Origin of the sequence: Bradyrhizobium sp. CCBAU 11386, from assembly GCF_028128955.1 — a bacterium.
GTDB lineage: Bacteria > Pseudomonadota > Alphaproteobacteria > Rhizobiales > Xanthobacteraceae > Bradyrhizobium.
On the sequence record NZ_LBKA01000212.1, the window covers coordinates 1 to 17,657 of the forward strand.

General features: G+C 65.0%; 15 protein-coding genes and 1 tRNA gene. 8 read left to right on the plus strand and 8 right to left on the minus strand.

All coding sequences use genetic code 11. The features are described from left to right. Nucleotides 1–75: 75 nt before the first annotated feature. Nucleotides 76–1,206 carry a M20/M25/M40 family metallo-hydrolase gene (locus XI09_RS16885; RefSeq protein ID WP_271567822.1) on the minus strand — a complete coding sequence of 377 codons (1,131 nt, stop codon included), beginning with the start codon at nucleotides 1,204–1,206 and terminating at the stop codon, nucleotides 76–78. A gap of 270 nt (nucleotides 1,207–1,476) precedes the next feature. Between XI09_RS16885 and XI09_RS16890 the strand changes: the two genes are divergently transcribed. After that, nucleotides 1,477–3,084, plus strand: coding sequence for an ABC transporter substrate-binding protein (locus XI09_RS16890; protein ID WP_271567823.1), 1,608 nt, complete (start codon nucleotides 1,477–1,479; stop codon nucleotides 3,082–3,084). Between the two features lie 230 nt (nucleotides 3,085–3,314). Further along, entirely contained in the window at nucleotides 3,315–4,910 is a 1,596-nt protein-coding gene (locus XI09_RS16895) for a glycosyltransferase family 39 protein (protein WP_333939102.1), read from the plus strand. A gap of 201 nt (nucleotides 4,911–5,111) precedes the next feature. On the opposite strand, the gene XI09_RS16900 is transcribed toward XI09_RS16895, so the two are convergent. Then, nucleotides 5,112–6,362, minus strand: coding sequence for a multidrug effflux MFS transporter (locus tag XI09_RS16900; protein ID WP_271567825.1), 1,251 nt, complete (start codon nucleotides 6,360–6,362; stop codon nucleotides 5,112–5,114). Between the two features lie 277 nt (nucleotides 6,363–6,639). Here XI09_RS16900 and XI09_RS16905 point away from each other — a divergent pair, with 277 nt between their 5' ends. Beyond that, complete coding sequence (locus tag XI09_RS16905; protein WP_271567826.1) at nucleotides 6,640–7,596, plus strand: hypothetical protein; 957 nt, start codon at nucleotides 6,640–6,642, stop codon at nucleotides 7,594–7,596. Between the two features lie 85 nt (nucleotides 7,597–7,681). On the opposite strand, the gene XI09_RS16910 is transcribed toward XI09_RS16905, so the two are convergent. Then, a tRNA-Leu gene (locus XI09_RS16910) sits at nucleotides 7,682–7,770 on the minus strand. Between the two features lie 173 nt (nucleotides 7,771–7,943). Between XI09_RS16910 and XI09_RS16915 the strand changes: the two genes are divergently transcribed. Next, on the plus strand, nucleotides 7,944–8,387 hold the full coding sequence (locus XI09_RS16915; RefSeq protein ID WP_271567827.1) for a twin-arginine translocation pathway signal: 444 nt from the start codon (nucleotides 7,944–7,946) through the stop codon (nucleotides 8,385–8,387). Between the two features lie 10 nt (nucleotides 8,388–8,397). On the opposite strand, the gene XI09_RS16920 is transcribed toward XI09_RS16915, so the two are convergent. Continuing rightward, on the minus strand, nucleotides 8,398–9,600 hold the full coding sequence (locus XI09_RS16920) for an FAD-dependent monooxygenase (protein ID WP_271567828.1): 1,203 nt from the start codon (nucleotides 9,598–9,600) through the stop codon (nucleotides 8,398–8,400). Between the two features lie 19 nt (nucleotides 9,601–9,619). Then, a complete protein-coding gene (locus XI09_RS16925) occupies nucleotides 9,620–9,865 on the minus strand; it encodes a zinc-finger domain-containing protein (protein ID WP_007602543.1) in 246 nt (81 codons plus the stop codon). A gap of 332 nt (nucleotides 9,866–10,197) precedes the next feature. On the opposite strand from XI09_RS16925, the gene XI09_RS16930 reads away from it, so the two are divergent. Further along, nucleotides 10,198–11,334 carry a hypothetical protein gene (locus XI09_RS16930; protein WP_271567829.1) on the plus strand — a complete coding sequence of 379 codons (1,137 nt, stop codon included), beginning with the start codon at nucleotides 10,198–10,200 and terminating at the stop codon, nucleotides 11,332–11,334. Nucleotides 11,335–11,369: 35 nt separating this feature from the next. Further along, nucleotides 11,370–12,125, plus strand: a complete 756-nt coding sequence (locus tag XI09_RS16935) for an alpha/beta fold hydrolase (protein ID WP_271567830.1) — start codon at nucleotides 11,370–11,372, stop codon at nucleotides 12,123–12,125. On the opposite strand, the gene XI09_RS16940 is transcribed toward XI09_RS16935, so the two are convergent. Continuing rightward, a complete protein-coding gene (locus XI09_RS16940) occupies nucleotides 12,111–13,481 on the minus strand; it encodes a hypothetical protein (protein WP_271567831.1) in 1,371 nt (456 codons plus the stop codon). The two genes, XI09_RS16935 and XI09_RS16940, sit on opposite strands and share 15 nt — an antisense overlap. 273 nt (nucleotides 13,482–13,754) lie before the next feature. Between XI09_RS16940 and cysE the strand changes: the two genes are divergently transcribed. Both cysE and XI09_RS16950 read left to right on the plus strand, forming a co-directional pair. Then, nucleotides 13,755–14,579, plus strand: coding sequence for a serine O-acetyltransferase (gene cysE, locus XI09_RS16945; RefSeq protein WP_271567832.1), 825 nt, complete (start codon nucleotides 13,755–13,757; stop codon nucleotides 14,577–14,579). A 125-nt stretch (nucleotides 14,580–14,704) separates the two neighbouring features. Next, a complete protein-coding gene (locus tag XI09_RS16950) occupies nucleotides 14,705–14,923 on the plus strand; it encodes a DUF3126 family protein (protein ID WP_007602550.1) in 219 nt (72 codons plus the stop codon). Nucleotides 14,924–14,973: 50 nt separating this feature from the next. On the opposite strand, the gene XI09_RS16955 is transcribed toward XI09_RS16950, so the two are convergent. Together XI09_RS16955 and XI09_RS16960 are read right to left on the minus strand one after the other, a co-directional pair. Continuing rightward, entirely contained in the window at nucleotides 14,974–15,372 is a 399-nt protein-coding gene (locus XI09_RS16955; RefSeq protein ID WP_271567833.1) for a PaaI family thioesterase, read from the minus strand. A gap of 305 nt (nucleotides 15,373–15,677) precedes the next feature. Beyond that, entirely contained in the window at nucleotides 15,678–17,507 is a 1,830-nt protein-coding gene (locus XI09_RS16960; protein WP_271567834.1) for a caspase family protein, read from the minus strand. Between the last annotated feature and the right edge of the window lie 150 nt (nucleotides 17,508–17,657).

The following is a 17,657-nucleotide window of genomic DNA, read 5'->3' on the forward strand; positions in this document are numbered from 1 at the left end:
GTCGAAGACGCGAACCCGGAATCTCGAGATTCCGGGTTCGCGTCTTCGACGCGCCCCGGAATGACGAGCCCAAAATCATTCCAGCGTCGCCAGCAGTCCTGCCATCAGGCGGCCGCGTTCGACCAGGCTCTCGACTTCGATATACTCTTCCAGCGTGTGGCCATTGCCGCCACGCACGCCCAGGCCGTCGAGCGTCGGGATGCCCATCGCGCCGGTAAAGTTGCCGTCTGAGCCGCCGCCCGAACTCGCATGCGGCAGCTCCGCGCCGAGCGACCTGGCGATGTCGCGCGCCTTCTCGTACAGCGCCATGGTGCCGGCATCGGGTTCCCACACGGGCCGGGTGACGCCACGCGTCACCTTGAACGCAACATCATTGGTTGTGCCTGACAGAGCCAGCATCCTCTCGACGCCGCGATCGAGATCGGCCTGGCGCTTGGCCATCGAAAGCGCTTCGCCGGTGGCGGTCGTGGCAACGCAATTGACCCATTGTCCGCCATGCACGACGCCGACCGAGAAGGTGCAGTCCTCCGTCGTCATCGCGTCGATGGCGAGGATCTGCCGCGCCATCTCGCGGATCGCCGAGCGACCCGCCGACAGCGTCGCGCCGGCGTGGCTCGGCCGGCCGGTTGCCTCGAGATTGAAGCGCGCGATGGCGTAACGTCCGGTGGTGACGCCGTTGTCGGCACGGCCGGGCTCGGGCACCAGCACGTATTTGTTGCGCGCAGCCTCTGCCTCGATGATGTCGCGTGTCGAGGGCGTGCCGACCTCCTCGTCCGGCGTGAACAGCACGGTGATCGGCAGCGGCGTGGTGAAGGCGGCGCGCGCCAGCTGCCGGATCGCTTCCAGCGAGAGATAGTTGCCGCCCTTCATGTCGTAGATGCCGGGGCCGTAGCACTTGTTGCCCTCGCGGCGCCATTTCAGCTTCTCGATGGTGCCGACCGGGTGGACGGTATCCATGTGTCCGGCGATCAGGATGCCGGGCTCGCCCTGCTTCGGATGAGGAAAGCGCGCGCGGATCACACCGCCAAAGCCCTGGCGGCCGGCGATGCGTTCGATCGTCGCACCCATGATCGCCATATCCCGCGCTGCGATATCGAGCATGCGGTTCACGGCGCTCGCGTCCCAGGTCGGGCTTTCGCATTCCACCCATCCGCGCAGGCCCTCGAGCATCGCCTCGGAATCGAAGGGAAGATTGGCTGGATTCATCTTGATGTCTCTCAAGCTTCGAAAGATGGAACGCGCATTGCATCGGCGCGGGGCAGGACAAGCGGAGAGCGTTGTAGAGCCAAACCGATCTTTGGGGAGCCCGTGCGCGCGCCGCCTGGGCCTGCAGCGAAACCGGATTGACGCGCTCTGCACTGTCTGCAAGTCTCGAAAAGATAAAGGCATTGCATGAGGTTAGTTCGCCCAAAGAACGAACCGAATGCCCAACCAATAACCTGCCTTTGAACAGTTTCACGTCAGGAGAGACTTTTTATGTTCCACTTCATGCGCCGGGCGCCTCGCGCGTTCGTCTCCAAACTTGCGCTGTCGGTCGTCGCGCTCTCGACCGCGCTGGCCTCGCCAGTGCTTGCAGCCGGCAAGACCCTCACCGCGGTGATGCATTCCGATCTGCGCATCATCGATCCGATCTTCACCACGGCCTACATCACGCGTGACCACGGCTACATGGTCTACGACACGCTGGTGGCCACCGATTCGAACTTCAAGATCCAGCCGCAGATGGCGGACTGGAAGATCTCCGACGACAAGCTCACCTACACCTTCACGCTGCGCGACGGCCTGAAGTGGCATGACGGTGCGCCGGTGACCGCGGAGGACTGCGTTGCCTCGCTGAAGCGCTGGGCCGCGGTCGACGGCATGGGCCAGAAGCTCCTGGATTTCACCGCGAGCATCGAGGCGACCGACGCCAAGACCATCACGTTGAAGCTGAAAGAGCCCTACGGCCTCGTGCTCGACTCCATCGGCAAGCCGTCCTCGCGCGTCGCCTTCATGATGCCGAAGCGCCTCGCCGAGACGCCGCCGGACAAGCAGATCCCCGAGCAGATCGGCTCGGGCCCGTTCAAGTTCGTGCAGTCGGAATTCCAGCCCGGCGTGAAGGCCGTCTACGTCAAGAACACCGATTACGTGCCGCGCAAGGAGCCGGCGAGCTGGACCTCCGGCGGCAAGGTGGTGAAGGTCGACCGCGTCGAGTGGATCACGATGCCGGACTCGCAGACCGCGGTGAACGCGCTGCAGTCGGGCGATATCGACTTCATGGAAAACCTGCCGTACGACATGCTGCCGGTCCTGGAAGCGAACAAGGAGATCACGCTCGAGGTCTCGAACAAGTTCGGCTTTCAGACGCTCGGCCGGATGAACTTCCTTCATCCGCCGTTCGACAACGTGAAAGTGCGCCGTGCTGCCTTTCTGGCGATGAACCAGAAGGACGTTCTCGATGCGCTCGTCGGCAACGCCAAATATCAGAAGATCTGCGGCGCCTTCTTCGTGTGCGATACGCCGCTCGCGACCGATGTCGGCGCCGAGACCCTGGTGAAGGGCAATGGCATGGCGGAAGCCAAGAAGGCGCTCGCCGAGTCCGGCTATGACGGCACCCCGATCGTCGTCATGGCACCCGGCGACGTCACGACGCTCAAGGCGCAGCCGATCGTGGCGGCCCAGTTGCTGCGCGAGGCCGGCTTCAAGGTCGACCTGCAGGCGACCGATTGGCAGACGGTGGTGAGCCGCCGCGCCAGCCAGAAGCCGCCGAAGGAGGGCGGCTGGAACATGTTCTTCACCAACTGGGTTGCGGCCGACGTCTCCAACCCGATCGCCAATCTCTCGATCGGCGGCCAGGGCAAGAAGGGCTGGTTCGGCTGGGCGGAAGACGCCAAGATCGAGCAGCTCAAGGATGCTTTCGTCCGCGCGCCGTCGATCGACGAGCAGAAGAAGATCGCCGCTGACATCCAGAAGGAAGCCTATGAGCAGGTGATCTACATCCCGCTCGGGCAGTATCTGCTGCCGAGCGGCTGGCGCAAATCGCTGACTGGCGTGCTCGATGGCCCCGCAACGCCCCTGTTCTGGAACGTCGACAAGTCGGAGTAGGCGGGCGCGACCTTCCGCCTTTCATCCGGATGATCACGCGGCGCCGCTGTCATCAGCGGCGCCGTTGTCGTTTCAGCTCGGCGTCACCTTGAGGAGACCGTGGAACTTTTAGCGCTTCCAACTCTCAATCATTGCTATTTGTTTCCAACCTGAAATAGATGTGTCGTCCTCGCGCATCACTTTCCTTGTCCCATTTGATTCCTGTGCCGCTCGATTTTGCATTCCAGGCGATGGCCGAACGGTCCGATCGCGCGCCGGCGCGATGGCGCCGGCCTTTCCTGCGCTGGCTCGACGGCGTCGAGGCGGGCTGGGCCGTGCCGCTTCTCATCGCCTGCTTCGTTGCGATCTGGACGCTCTATCTGGCCATCGCCTATGCCGGCAGCGGCCTGCACCCTGATACGCTCGAGGCCTGGACGCTGGGGCGGAATTTCGCCTTCGGCTATCACAAGCATCCGCCGTTGATGGGGTGGGTTACGGCGGCATGGACCTTCGTTTTTCCACTCAGCGACTGGTCGCTGCAACTGATGGCGATGGCCAATGCCGGGCTTGCGCTGGTCTTCGTCGATCTGATCTCGCGGCAGTTCGTGACCGGGCACAAGCGCATCCTGGTGCTGCTGCTATTGATGCTGACGCCGGCCTATCAATTCCACGCCCAGCGCTTCAACGCCAATGCGGTGCTGCTCGCGACCTGGCCGCTGGCGACCTGGTGCTTCCTGCGCGCATTCGAGACGCGCGGCCCGTTGTGGGCGGTCGCGGTGGGATGCACCACGGCGCTCGCGATGGTCGGCAAATATTATTCGATCTTTCTCGTCGCGAGCTTCGCCTTTGCCGCGCTGGCGCATCCGGCGCGGCGCGCCTATTTCACCTCCGCTTCGCCCTGGATCTCGGTCGCCGTCGGGTTCGCGGCGCTGTCGCCGCACCTCTACTGGCTTGCGACGACGGGCGCGTCGACCTTCACCTATGCGCTGGCTCACGCCAACGGCAGCGCTGTGAGCTCGCTCGGCGAGGCGAAGAATTTCCTGCTGGGGCTGGCTGCGGCCATGAGCGTGTCGGCCGTGCTCTGGATGCTCATCGCCGGCACGCGGCTGAAGCAGTTTCCGGCCGACTACGCGGCAATGAGTCCGGGCCTGCGACTTCTCTTTCATGTTGCGATCGGCACGATCGTGCTGCCGGTCCTGACGTCGCTTGTAATGGGGACGGATCTGCCGTCGCTGTGGGCGTTGCAGGGGCTGTTCCTGTTCGTCGTTCTCGTGGTCTGTGGCACGCGCTATCCGATCGAGCGGTTCCACACCGTCAACGTCACGGTGATCGTGGCCGGCGTCGCGCTCGCCGCCGTCCTGGTCGCGGCCCCGATCCATGCCGTCTATCGCAACAATCACGGCTACGAAGAGGGCCGGAACTTCTACGCGCAGGCGGCCGGCGAATTGACGCGCCAGTGGCGCGAACTGACCGGCGAGCCGCTGAGCGCCGTGAGTGGCGATGATGCGCTGGCTTTTGCGACGGCGTTCTACAGCCCCGACCATCCGCGTTATGCACGGCCGTTCGCGTATCAATACACTTGGGGCTTGCCGCGCAAGATGACGCTGGACCGCGGCTGGGCCGCGCTCTGTTTCCGCGGCCAGGACCATTGCAACCGGTGGATGGAGTGGGTGTCCGCCGGCGCCGGGCAGTTCGTCAGGCGTGAGTTCACCGTGCAGGCCATGCTGTGGGGCCGGCCCGGTGTCACGCGGGAGGTTATTGTGCTGATGGTGCCACCGCGCGGAAGCCGCGCCGCGCCCGAGAGCGACGCAGACGATTTCAGCGCCAGCCGGCGTCCGGCGGAATAGGCTGCGCGCTCAGCAATGGCTGTCGCGCACCCGCTCGAGGCCTTCGCTTGCGAAAGGCGCGTTGAACGCAGCCTGCTCGGCGTTTGGCTCGGAACGTCCCGTATCAGGCCGATCTGAGGTGGGCTCTTCGCGGTGTTCCGGTTCCATGGCAGTGGCCTCTCGAATTGCTGCACTACAACATCGAGGCCGCCCGCAAGTTCCTTAGCCGACGGGGCGATGATGCGGCTTGAACAGCCGGCCCTTCTCCACCACCAGCACGATCGCGAGCGCAGCCAGCGTCGACAGGAAGAAGCCGACCGAGAACGGCAGCAGCGTGCCGTCAAAGCTCTGCCCGATCGCCATGCCGACCACGATGCCGATCAGCGTCGTGATCGAGCCGTAGAGCGAGGAGGCGGTGCCGGCGATGTGGCCCTGCGGCTCCATGGCGAGCGCGGTGAAGTTGGCGACCATCATGCCGAACGAGAACATCATGAGCGCCGACAGCGCCATGAACAGAGCAAGCGGCAGCACGTTCAGGATTTCGGTGACCAGCATGACGCTGGCGACCACGGCATAGAGCGTCAGGGCGCCGTGCGAGATCACGCGCATGCCGAGCCGCCCGACCAGCCTCGCATTGAGGAAGCCGGCAATGGCGGTGCCGGCCGCGATCGCAGCGAAGGCGAGCGGGAAGTAGTGGCCGAGGTGATAGACGCCGGTGAAGACCTGCTGGGCCGAGAAGACATAGGCGAACAGTGCGCCGATGACGCTGCCGGCGGCCGTCGCATAGCCGATGGTCTGGCGATTGGTCACGGTCTGCCGGAAGGCCGAGAGCACGTCGGCGGGCGCCAGCGACCTGCGTTCTGACGCAGGGAGGGTTTCGGGCAGCCGCAGCACCGACCATGCGAGCGCGAGCAGTCCATAGAGCATCAGCACGACGAAGATGCCGCGCCATTGGGTGACGAGCAGCACCGCCTGTCCGAACGACGGCGCGATCACTGGCACCGCGATGAACACCATCATGGCAAGCGACATCACGCTCGCCATGCGGCGGCCGACATAGCAGTCTCGCACGATCGCGGTCGCGATCACACGCGTTGCCGAGGTGCCGAGCCCCTGCAGCGCGCGCGCCAGCAGCAGCGTCTCGAACGAGGGCGCGGCAACCGCCAGCACGCTCGCCACCGCATAGACCGCCATGCCACCGAGCAGCACCGGGCGACGGCCGAAGCGGTCCGACAACGGACCCATGATAAACTGGCCCACGCCGAAGCCGATCAGGAAGGTCGACAGCACGAGCTGGAGATGGTTGGCGTTCGGAATCTTGAAGGCGGACCCGATATTGGGCAGCGCCGGCAGCATCATGTCCATCGCAAGCGGATTCAGCGCCATGATGGACGCGATCACGATGACGAATTCGGGAAAACCCATGGGCCGGTGTCCCGAGGACACCCAACTGTCGGCATTGACGTCGGACAAGAAACTCACCTCTGATTGAGAGGCTTTGTCTATCGTCCATGCTGCGATGCACAACCCTTGTTTTGGGATGGCTGTCAGGCGGAGCCGGAGCGGACAAGACTTGGTGAGGTCGCCGTCACTCCGGGACAGGTCAGTTAGGGCGCGAGCGCCGTTGCACCGGCCACGCCGCCTGGAAGGCGCTCGGGCAACAGTCTGTCGAAGCGGCGCGGAGATACCACCCAAGGTGGCAGGATTCTTGCTACTGTAGTCGTCGCCGGAATGGCTGCGGAGAACCGTGATGCTCTCTACGCAACGCTCGCTCGCGACGGCCCAACTCGGCCGCAACAGCTTCGAGGAGATCTTCGAGTCCCGAACGCCGTTGCGCGAGGCCGCCCTGGAGTCATTTCGTCGCAGGAACGCGGTTCTCGACGGTGTCTTCTACGACATCGGCGAGGTGACCCAGGAGGAGGCTCGCGAAACGGCGCCCTGGCTGGCACGCGAGGGCGCAATCCTGATCGTCCCGCCATCCGGCGCCGGATCGCTCAAGCTCTGCAACACCGTGGAAGACTTCGCCAATGCCGGCGGCGCAGACGTCCGTATCCTGGCAGTGGCCGGCGTCGGCAGTTCGGCGCTGGGGGCGGCGGCCTTCGCACGGAATGTCGCTGACGCGTTCGGCGTGTCGGCTGCTGCCGTGGTGTCGGGCTACGGGCTTGCCGATCTCCTGACCGAGGCGCTCGGCGGCTGGTTCTGGTTCGGCACGCTCAATCGCCTGCGCCATCAGTTCGAGGAGCTGGACGACGTCAGCCGGGCGCTGAACCGGCCCGAGACCCTCAGTCCGCCGACATCACCGCTCGAACTCGGCCGCGTCAGCCTGGATACAAGGACGGTCATGGCTTTGCTGGGCGATGATCGCTTCAGCTTTTCGCTGGTGACCGGACACTCCAAGGGCAACCTCGTGATCTCGGAAGCGCTGTACGAGCTCAAGGAGCAGCCGGCGATCGAACAGACCATTCCCGACGACAAGTTCTGGATCGTCACAGTGTCTGCGGCGGTAGCGATGCCGCCCCGATACAAGAAGATCATCGACGTGATGGGCACGATCGATGGCTTCGGCGCGCTCAACTCGACGCCGGGAATCTCGATCGAGAAGACGTGCCCGTTCTGCTGGCACCACACCAACACGGATCTGCCGTTTCACCTGCCGGTCACGAAGGTCTTCAGCGAGCTCAGGGTCGAGCGGACGATCGCCATCTGAGCCACGTCAGGAATCGCAATGACGTCGGTGAACCGGGACGAAAGCGATAAGATTGCAGACGCCGTTCTCGCGCCGTCAGCTCTCGTGGTGCGGGCAGCCGGGGTCGAACCGGCACAGCGCTTGCGCACCGAGGGATTTTAAGTCCCTTGCGTCTACCAATTCCGCCATGCCCGCTTGATCCAACGAGATCAAACACTTAAGTCCACCTCCGGCCGTCTGGAATCGGCGCTTTGCGGGCCGGGTGGGTGGTTCTTCCTTAAGCGAGCCGGCCGCACAAGGCAAAGCCTCAATCCGGACATCTGTTGCTGCTTTAGGCATTCTCAATCCACGGGGACTATTCATCCGGCATGCCTGTCTCGTTCCTCTCCCGCTGCCGCCCCGTGCGCGCGCTGCTTCCGCTGTCCGCGCTCTGCGCGGCGCTCGCCGGCTGTGCGGGCGTCAGCGACACCATCAGCCCGGCCTTCGTCGATCCGGCCCGCTATGACCTCTGGGATTGCAAGCAACTCGCATCCGAGCGCAAGAACGTCGCCAAGCGCATCGAGGACCTCGAGCGGCTGATGGCGAAGGCCGAGACCGGAACGGGCGGCGTCGTGGTCGCAGAGCTCGCCTATCGCAACGACTACCTCGCCGCGCGGGGACAGCAGAAGCTGATTGAAGAGACCTGGCGGAGGAACAGGTGCCGTGAGAGCGACATGGAGGCGGCGGCACCTCCCGCTCAACCGACCGCCGCGCCCGCACCGGCGAGCCCCGCCAGGCCGTCCAGGCCGAAGTCGGGCGGCGCCGTCAACTGACGACCACGCGCTAGGGCCGCCAGCCGTAGATCCAGTCCTGCCGCGCCAGCATGCGTTCCGGGCCGAGCGCCCGGATCGCAAGATCGCGCCCGATCGCGAGCGGTCCGCTGAAATGATAGATGCGGCCCTGCTGCCGTGCGGTCCGCTGCACCCGCCGCACGCGCGCCTGGCGCGCGCGGCCATATTGCTTCAGCGCTGCGATGATGCCGTCGGTGCTCTCGGCAATCTCGGGGCTCAGATGCTGTGCCAGCACGGCGGCATCCTCGATCGCCATGCCGGCGCCTTGCGCGGCGAACGGCAGCATCGCGTGCACGGCATCGCCGAGCAGCGCGACCGGGCCTTTGCTCCAGGGGCAGCCGTCGGGCACGCCGAACAGCGCCCATTTGCGCCAGCTATCGACTGCGGCGAGCATCATCCGCGCCTGCGACGGCCAGCGCGGCGCGGCGAAAGCCTCCATCACCTCGAGCGGATCGCCGGGCGTGCTCCAGCCCGGCCTGTTCCAGGTGCCGGGCAGTACCGCGACCACGTTGATCTGGCGTCCGCCCGCGATCGGATAGGCGACGAGATGGGCGTTCGGGCCCATCCAGAGCTGGACCCGGCGCGCGGTGTAGTCCTTCGGCAGCTGCGTGGCATCGAGTGTACCGCGCCAGGCGATCAGCCCGGAGAAGCGCGGCTGGATCTCGGGAAACAGATGCTGGCGTACCGTCGACCAGATGCCGTCGGCGCCGATCAGCGCGCTGGCGAGATCGCTGCGGCGGATCGTGCCGCTGCGATGGACGATGGTCAGGCCCTTGGCGTGAGGCGCGACGTCTTCGAAGGTCGCACCCAACTTCAGGTCGATGTCGGGATGGTCGGAGACTGCGCCGGCGAGCGCAGATTGCAGGTCGGCACGGTGCACCACCCAATAGGGGGCGCCGGCGCGCACGGATGCCGCTTCGCCCAGCGGCATGCGCAGGAGTTCGCCGCCGGCCCGCGCACTCATGATCGAGACCGCCTCCGGGACGACGGCGCGCAGCTTGAGCCGTTCGGTCAGGCCGAGCTCGACCAGCACGCGGCTCGCATTGGGGGAGAGTTGCAGGCCCGCACCGACTTCCTCGAGCCGCTCGGCTTTTTCCAGCACGACGATACGGAAGCCGCGGGACGCCAGCGCAAGCGCGGCCGTCAGGCCACCGATTCCGGCACCGGCGATGACAATCGTTCGGGAGAGCGCCACCCCTGACCGGTGGAAGCGGTCAGGCCACCTTGTCCTTCAGGACGCATTCCGGCGGACGGGCTTCGCCGGCCTTCAGGTCGGCCGCGAAGCGGTACAGCGTCGAGCAGTAGGGGCAGATGATCTCGTTGTCGTTGCCGAGGTCGAGGAAGACGTGCGGATGATCGAACGGAGGGTTGGCGCCCACGCACATGAACTCTTGCGAGCCGATCTCGATGACGGGAACACCGGCATCGTTATGGAAGTGCGGGACGACATGGTCGGACATCGTAACTCATCCTGGAGTGGCAGTGGCGGCAGATACAATCACAACTGACGCGGCATCTTTGAGGCGCCGCGGACCATACTGGCGGGTGCAGATGATTGCTAGTCCAGCGGAACCGAAAGGTTCGCAACTGCCCCATGCTCATTTGCTCATGCAAATTCGACACAATCTTGCGGCCTGAGAGAAGCCCTTCTTTCGTCGGGGACGTTGTGTCGCAATTTTGGCATACTATGTCTGTGGACGAGTGCAATTGCGGCAAAAGACGAACCATCAGGCGCAAACGACCTAGGCAAACGATCCAGGCAAACGATCTAAGGAACGTCCGGGCTCTTGGCATGAAGTGGCTGCGAATCAGCACAGCGTTGACCGGCATCGCGGCATGCAGCTTCATGCTCGCGCAGGTCGCGCCGCAGGCCCGCGAGGCCGGCGCGATTTTCGCCGCCCAGGACGATCCGGCCGCGCTGTCCGAACTGAAGCTCGACGCCGTGCTGCGGCAGAACGACCGCCTGGTTCAGGACCATATCGAGGCCGCGCTCGCCGCAGGCGATGCCGATCTCGCCGACAGTTTCGTTGCGCTGGCGCGTGACCGCAACATCGCGCTGCCCGACGACCTCCTGAGCCGCGTGAGCGATGCGGTCAAGGCCGAAAACTCCACCTCGCATTTCGCCAAGCGCTTCGCCACCGGGCTCGTCACCGGCAGCGCCGACGATGTCGCGAGCCTGTCCGGAACGGTGGCGGGCGATCTCTTCGTGATCGGCGACGTCAGGGACGTCGTGCGCGAGGGCAAGCATCTCGCCATGGGCGAGGACACCGATCGCCTGGTGCTGGGCCTTGCAGCCGCGGGCCTTGCGGTGACGGCGGCCACCTATGTGTCCATCGGCGGCGCCGCGCCCGTGCGCGCCGGCCTGACGCTGGTGAAGGATGCGCGGAAAGTCGGGCGGCTCGGCGAGGGCCTCGCGGCCTGGGCCGGCCGGTCCGCGCGCGAGGTTGTCGACACGCCGATGCTCCAGAACGCGGTGGCGTCCGGCTCTGTGCTGCGGCCGGGCCAGACCGTGAGCGCGATCAAGGCCGCGTTCCGGGCCGAGAAGGCCGGTGCGCTGGTCCGGCTCGGCAAGGACGTCACGCGCGTTGCCGAGAAGACCGGCACGCGCGGCGCCATGGACAGCTTGCGCATCGCCGAAGGCCCCAAGGACGTCGCCCGCGCGGCGCGGCTTGCGGAAGCGCAGGGCAGCAAGACCCGCGCGATCATGAAGCTCCTCGGCCGCGGCGCGCTGCTGCTCGTCGCCGGCGCGTTCGATCTTGCGCTCTGGCTGTTCGGTGCGGCGCTGACGCTGTTCGGCCTGTTGTCTTCGATCAAGGCCACCACCGAGCGCCTGACGCAAGCCTGGTGCGATCGCAGACGGGCACGGCGGCTTCGCCGGGCGCAGGTCGCCGCCGAAGCCGCTCTGGCAAGCGCGGCCGGTACGGCCTAAAATCAACCCTTCCCCTCAAGACCGCGGAATATCTGATGCCGAGCTTTCACAACGGCGCCGTTGAAATTGCCTATCTCGACGAAGGCGAGGGCGATCCGATCATCCTGGTGCACGGCTTTGCCTCCAGCAAGAACGTGAACTGGGTCTATCCGACCTGGGTTTCGGAGCTGCGCAGGAACGGCCGCCGTGTCATCGCGCTCGACAATCGCGGCCACGGCGAAAGCGCAAAGCTCTACGAGCCCACGCAATACTCGATCCCGACCATGGCCGGCGACGTGCTCGCGCTGATGGACCATCTCGCCATCCCGCAGGCCGACATCATGGGCTATTCGATGGGTGGGCGGATGACGGCGTGGCTCGGGCTCAACGAGCCGCAGCGGCTGCGCTCGGCGATCCTTGGCGGCATCGGCATCGGCGGCCTGATCGAGGGCACCGGGCCCGGCGAGAACGTCGCGAAGGCGCTGGAAGCGCCCGCGCTCGACGACGTCTCCGATCCCGTCGGGCGCACGTTTCGCGCGTTTGCCGATCAGACCCGTTCCGACCGCCGTGCGCTCGCCGCCTGCCTGCGCGGCACGCGCGACCTCATGACCAGGGGCGAAGCTGCACGCATCGACGTGCCCGTGCTGATCGCGGTCGGCTCTACCGACGACGTCGCGGGCTCGGCCAGCGCGCTCGGCGCCATCATTCCGGGCTCGGAAGTGCTCGACATTCCGGGCCGCGATCACATGCGCGCGGTCGGCGACAAGGCCTACAAGACCGGCGTGCTCGATTTTCTCTCACGCCGCGGCTGAGCCTTTAGGTTCCTCGTCGCCGAACGCGCGCGCCAGCGCCATCAGCACCACGAAGGTCGCAACCCACACCATGCGCGCGCCGTAGCGGTCGTGCGGACCGGAGATGACGGCGCAGATGAAGGCGTTGCCGAGCAGCGCGAGCGTCACCGTCGCCGCCAGCAACGTCAGATCGTCGAGCCGGCGGCGCGCCAGCGCATGCGCGAGCAACCCGACCAGCGCCAGCATCGAGGCCAGCGCGACGGGAACATGCAGCCAGTTGACGTAGTCGAAATTGACGTCCCATTGCTGTTGCCGCGCCGCGCGCATCGGCGCGATCTGTGCGGGGATGTAGCGCTCGATGATGCCGTAGGTGTGCGGGATCCAGCCGCTGGTGCCTTCGCCGGTCGCCACGTGCAGCAATTGCTGGCCCACCGCCCGCAGTGCCGCGCCGGCCTGCCAGGCCGGGTAGTCGGCGAGCGAGTGCACGACGATATAGCTCATCTCGTCGTTCATGCCCTCAAACCGGCCGAGCGTGTTGAACATGCTCTTGCCCCACAGGAACTCGTCGGCGGTCGCCGGCAATTCGTTGCGGTAGGGACAGAGCTTGAAGTTCTCGCGCGGGCAGTGGTCATTGAGATAGCGCGCGACGATGCCGTCCTGCATCATGCGGCCGAAGGCGACGCCGAAGCCGCCGGGCGTCCAGGCCCATTTGCCCGACAGCGCATGGTTCGCCGAGACCAGCATCAGGCCGCCCGCGACGATGGTCATGCTCGCCTGCGCCAGTCCTGCGAGCGGAAGCCTGCGCCGCGCGAACGGCCGCGCCATCCAGCCGGCGACGCAGAGGCCGAGCAGCACGCCGAGCGTGGCGCTGTGGGTTGCGGCGGCAAAGGCGGTGAAGACGAACAGCGCGATTTTTTCGAGCGGCGACGTGCGCTGCGCTCCGACGACCAGAAGGAACAGCGACAGCACCGACAATCCCGCGAAGATGTCCGTGAGCAGCATGCTGGCGAGCCAGGGCAGCGCGGTCGACAGGGTCAGGACCAGGCTGATCGCGACGAAGCGGAACGTCTGCATCAGGCCGAGGACGCGCAGGCTGAGCTGCAACAGCCACAGCGTCGCCAGCGACTGGATCGCGAGGTTGATCCAGAAGCCGAAGCTTTCGCCGTAGTGGAGGTAGAGGCCGAACACGGTGGAGCGGCTGGGGACGAGATAGCCCTCGTACCAGCGCGCCAGATAGCCGCCGGTATCCCATTGCAACAGCGGATAGCCGTTCCAGAACGCCGGCGCGATCATCAGGAGGGGCAGGGCCAGGGCGGCGAGCCGCAGCCAGAACGAGCCCGCGGCGCGCGCGCGCAAATGATCGGTGGTGGTGGTCAAATCCGCTCCGTCGTCCGGACCATGCCCGCAATAAGGGTTGGGAGAGAATTCACCAATAGTTTGACGCTGCCCGGCTTGAATTTGGCGAAACCCTGACCACTTTTAACCGACCTTGCCGCCTGGGGGCGTCAGAAGATATCGTTGTGTTTCAACGCGTTGGCAGGCGTTCGCAGGGCAAGGTGCTGTTCACTCTCAGGCAAGCCCGTCAGGACTTTGTCGCCTAGACTGTGCTATAGAGCCAACAAAACGAGCCCATTCGAAAGAGCAGATCCCATGGCAGTGCATCAGGTCAATCCGGGAGGAAAGCTCGCATCCCTCGATCCGATCTGGGAACGGATCCGGAGCGAAGCGGAGGACATCGTCCATCGCGAGCCGGAGCTTGCGACCTTCATCTATTCGACGGTGCTACATCACAGCCGTCTTGAGGATTCGGTGATCCATCGCCTCGCCGACCGGCTCGATCATTCCGCGCTGTCGGGCGATCTCGTGCGCCAGACCTATGACGAGGCGCTGCGCGACGATCCCGATCTCGGCAACGCCTTCCGCGCCGATCTCGTCGCCGTCTACGATCGCGATCCCGCGACCTCGCGCTTCATCGATCCGTTGCTCTACTTCAAGGGCTTCCACGCGATCCAGACCCATCGCCTGGCGCACTGGCTCTGGCTGAAGGGCCGCAAGGACTTCGCGTATTATCTCCAGAGCCGCGCCTCGGCGGTGTTCCAGACCGACATCAATCCCGCCGCGCGCATCGGCCGCGGCATCTTCCTCGACCATGCCACCGGTTTCGTCTGCGGCGAGACGGCGGTCATCGAGGACGACGTCTCGATCCTGCACGGCGTCACGCTCGGCGGCACCGGCAAGGAGAACGAGGACCGTCATCCGAAGATTCGCCATGGCGTGCTGATCGGCGCGGGCGCGAAGATCCTCGGCAACATCGAGATCGGCCATTGCGCGCGCATTGCCGCGGGCTCGGTCGTGGTCAAGCCCGTGCCGCACAACGTCACGGTCGCGGGCGTGCCCGCCAAGATCGTCGGCGAGGCCGGCTGCGCCGAGCCGTCGCGCACCATGGATCAGATGATCAACGCGATGGGGCTTTGAGCTCGAGAAGAAGGGGCGGATTCTCCGGCTCTTCTCGTCCCCAAATTCTTTGGCAATTCATGCTGGCGGTTCGTCGCGTCTCGTCCTAAAACCCCGCCAACTCAGATTTCGATTGGAGACTTGCCGTGGACGTCAAGGAAGTAAGGAAGCTCGACGCGTATCTGAAACGCGTATTCGGCAATCCCAAGATCCGCGTCGTGCCGCGGCCGAAGAAGGACGATTCCGCCGAGGTCTATATCGGCGAGGAATTCATCGGCGTGCTGTTCGTCGACGACGAGGACGACGATCGCTCGTTCCAGTTCCAGATGGCGATCCTCGAGGACGATCTCGTCGATCAGGAATAGCGCGGCGATCGTGTCGCTCAATGGGGCCGCGCGCACCGCGACCCCTCATTCTATGTCTTTGCAAGAATGCGTAGCCGCGCCGTGGCATCAGCGACAGTGATGCCCTCGGCATCGACGAGGTCGGCTTGCACGACCAAGTCGCGCTCCGTCCGCTCGATGACCCGTGCCCGCGCCGTGATCGGTCCGACCGTTGCGGGCTTCAGGAAACGCGTGTCGAGGCTCTTCGTGACCACGGTCTGGTCAGGAGATAGCGCTGCGAGCGCGCAAATCCAGGTGGCGGAGTCCAGCATCGCTGCAAGGAATCCGCCCTGGATGGTCCCATGCCTGTTGGTGAATGCGTTCTGAGCCTGGAAGCGGATCAGCGCTCTTTGCCCGGTCTCGTCAAAGCCGAGCCATTCGCGTCCGAGCAATTGTGCGCCCGGTGGCAGGTTTGCCGTCGCGTCGCACACATCGGTCACCGCACCGGTGTTTCAACGGGAAGGGTATCAAGCAGCCGATCCCATGCAAGGCCTGGCGGCTGATGCTGCTGCGGCTCGCCTCGCAAAGCTCGGCCACCCGCGGCTATATCTCTACACTTCGGGGACCTTGCCGGCTACCTTGCCTCGCGCGGCTGGCAACCGGTCAAGGCGCTCGAAGACCCCGGTAAGCCACGCGCCGTGATGGCATTCGATTTTCACTAGCTGAGCATCGAAGCGGCCATTGGCGCGGCCTGCGTATCTGGCCCGCTAGGGAATGCTTGTGTCTCGATCATGGCTCAGTCGCACACTTCCGATTGACCTCCTCCGAGGTTTCCATTCTTCGGGTTAACAATGCGACAGCCGGACTTTACCGGCCGACAGCCTGCATTGTTACAAAGGATTTGACCGGATGCCGACGGCTTCGCGGGTGCAGCTTCGACCTGCTTCCGCTCGGTGTCTCGCTTCTTGGCATCCTCGCGGGTCGCAACTGGCTTCTTGTCCTGGACCTTCTCGCATTCATTGTCGTCATTGACGCGATAGCCGGTGCGACAGGCGATCTTCACGCAAGCGTCGCCATCGGCCTTGAAGCCGTGATCACAAACCAGCGGGCAGACCCGGCCCGGCTTGGCCTTGATGGCATCGAGCGCATCAAAGCTCGCGAGCTTGGCGTCGAACTTCGTTCCCGCATATTTGTTGAACAGCGTCAGCGAGCGTTGCGATGACGCATTCCAGTCGCCATCGGCAGCTGCCGCCAGACAGCCGACGCGGCGCAGTTCGGACTGAACCAGCTTCGCCGTCTCTTGCGGAGACAGGCTCGGCGGCGATGAGGTCGGTGCGACAGCCGCAACCTTCTGCGCGGTGTCGGGAACCTGCTGCTTCTCCGTGGTCCGCTGCTCGGCGACCTGCTTGGTGTCATTTGCCAGCCTCTCGGCGAGCGCTTTCTCGGCGGCTTGCTTGTCAGCCAGGGCCTTGGCCGCTGCGGCCTCGGCTTCCTTCCGGCGCTGCTCGGCGGCGGCTGCCTTGGCCTCCTCGATCTGCTTGGCCTTCTCCGCCACGATCCTGGCTTCTTCCGCCGCCTTGGCTGCGGCCGCCGCCTTCTCCTGCTCGGCCTTCTGGGCGCGCTCGGTGATGAGTCTTGCCTTCTCCTGCTCGGCCGCCTTCGCCTTTTGCTCGGCCGTGGCGCGTGTTTCTTCAGCGGCGATCTTGTTCAATTGCCCCTTGGCCAGATTGGCATAGAAGCCGTCGGGATATTGTCCCAGAAAGGCTTCCCAGCCGTCGCGTGTGCCGAGCTGCAGCGCGAGCTCATAATCCCTGCGAATGGCATCCTGCGGATTCGCCTGCGGACCTGTGGCAGCGGGCTTGGCCGCAACCAGCGGAACATCGTCACCGCCGAGCGAGCCGTAGACATACGGCTCCTGCTTGTAGCCGGTGGTCTTGAGCACGTCGTCGCGCACGAAGCCGAACGCCTTGCGCAGATCCAGGCCCGGCATCGGCAGACGTTCGACCAGAGCGGTGGCAAACGGGCTGTTCTTGGCATCGCCATCCGAGGCGGTCGAGCCCGCCTTGGCCGCGAAGGCAACCATGGTGTTCGGGCTGGTCGGCTCGACCTTGGCGAGGCCCCGGCCGATGGCACGCGATGCAATCGTCCGCTTCATGGTCTTGGCAAAGGGGTTATCGCGGCAGGCATCCAGAATGACGAGGCGCAGTTGCTTGGCCGGCTCGATGGCAAACAGCACCCTGTCGAGCGGGAATGCCTCGTCGAGAACGTCGGTATCGGTCTCCAGGGCAGCATCTGTCGGGATCAGATAGTTGGTGCCGTCAAGCTCGATGCCATGGCCGGCGTAGTAGATGACCGCAACGTCGGCCTCGCGCGCCTTGCCGCCGAAATCGCGCAGCGCCTTGCGCGTGTCGACCACGTTCAGGTCGAGCTTGACGTCGACCGTATCGAAGCCGGCCTTCCTGAACATGCCGCCGACCAGCGCGGCATCGTTCGCGGGGTTCGCCAGCTTCGCCACGTTCTTGTAGGCCGAGTTGCCGATGACGAGTGCGACGCGCTTCTCGGCCAGCGCAGAGCCGGTCCCAAGCCAGGTCGCAAGAATTAGTAAAACAAACAGCCGAAGCCGCATTCCAGCCCCCGAATGCAATAGCATCAGATTATCCGCACAATGGCCAAACGCAATCTGCGATCAGTGATATAAGTCACACATCCGTGCGCCCATCCCAGCAATTGGGCACCGGGCGAGTGATGCGTGACCGCATCCATTCAAACCGATCTT

What these genes read in the sequence shown, in the direction of transcription:
- XI09_RS16885 (WP_271567822.1), bottom strand. Translation starts at nt 1,206, where the DNA reads ATGAATCCAGCCAATCTTCCCTTCGATTCCGAGGCGATGCTCGAGGGC.
- XI09_RS16890 (WP_271567823.1), top strand. Translation starts at nt 1,477, where the DNA reads ATGTTCCACTTCATGCGCCGGGCGCCTCGCGCGTTCGTCTCCAAACTT.
- XI09_RS16895 (WP_333939102.1), top strand. Translation starts at nt 3,315, where the DNA reads ATGGCCGAACGGTCCGATCGCGCGCCGGCGCGATGGCGCCGGCCTTTC.
- XI09_RS16905 (WP_271567826.1), top strand. Translation starts at nt 6,640, where the DNA reads ATGCTCTCTACGCAACGCTCGCTCGCGACGGCCCAACTCGGCCGCAAC.
- XI09_RS16915 (WP_271567827.1), top strand. Translation starts at nt 7,944, where the DNA reads ATGCCTGTCTCGTTCCTCTCCCGCTGCCGCCCCGTGCGCGCGCTGCTT.
- XI09_RS16925 (WP_007602543.1), bottom strand. Translation starts at nt 9,865, where the DNA reads ATGTCCGACCATGTCGTCCCGCACTTCCATAACGATGCCGGTGTTCCC.
- XI09_RS16930 (WP_271567829.1), top strand. Translation starts at nt 10,198, where the DNA reads ATGAAGTGGCTGCGAATCAGCACAGCGTTGACCGGCATCGCGGCATGC.
- XI09_RS16935 (WP_271567830.1), top strand. Translation starts at nt 11,370, where the DNA reads ATGCCGAGCTTTCACAACGGCGCCGTTGAAATTGCCTATCTCGACGAA.
- cysE (WP_271567832.1), top strand. Translation starts at nt 13,755, where the DNA reads ATGGCAGTGCATCAGGTCAATCCGGGAGGAAAGCTCGCATCCCTCGAT.
- XI09_RS16960 (WP_271567834.1), bottom strand. Translation starts at nt 17,507, where the DNA reads ATGCGGCTTCGGCTGTTTGTTTTACTAATTCTTGCGACCTGGCTTGGG.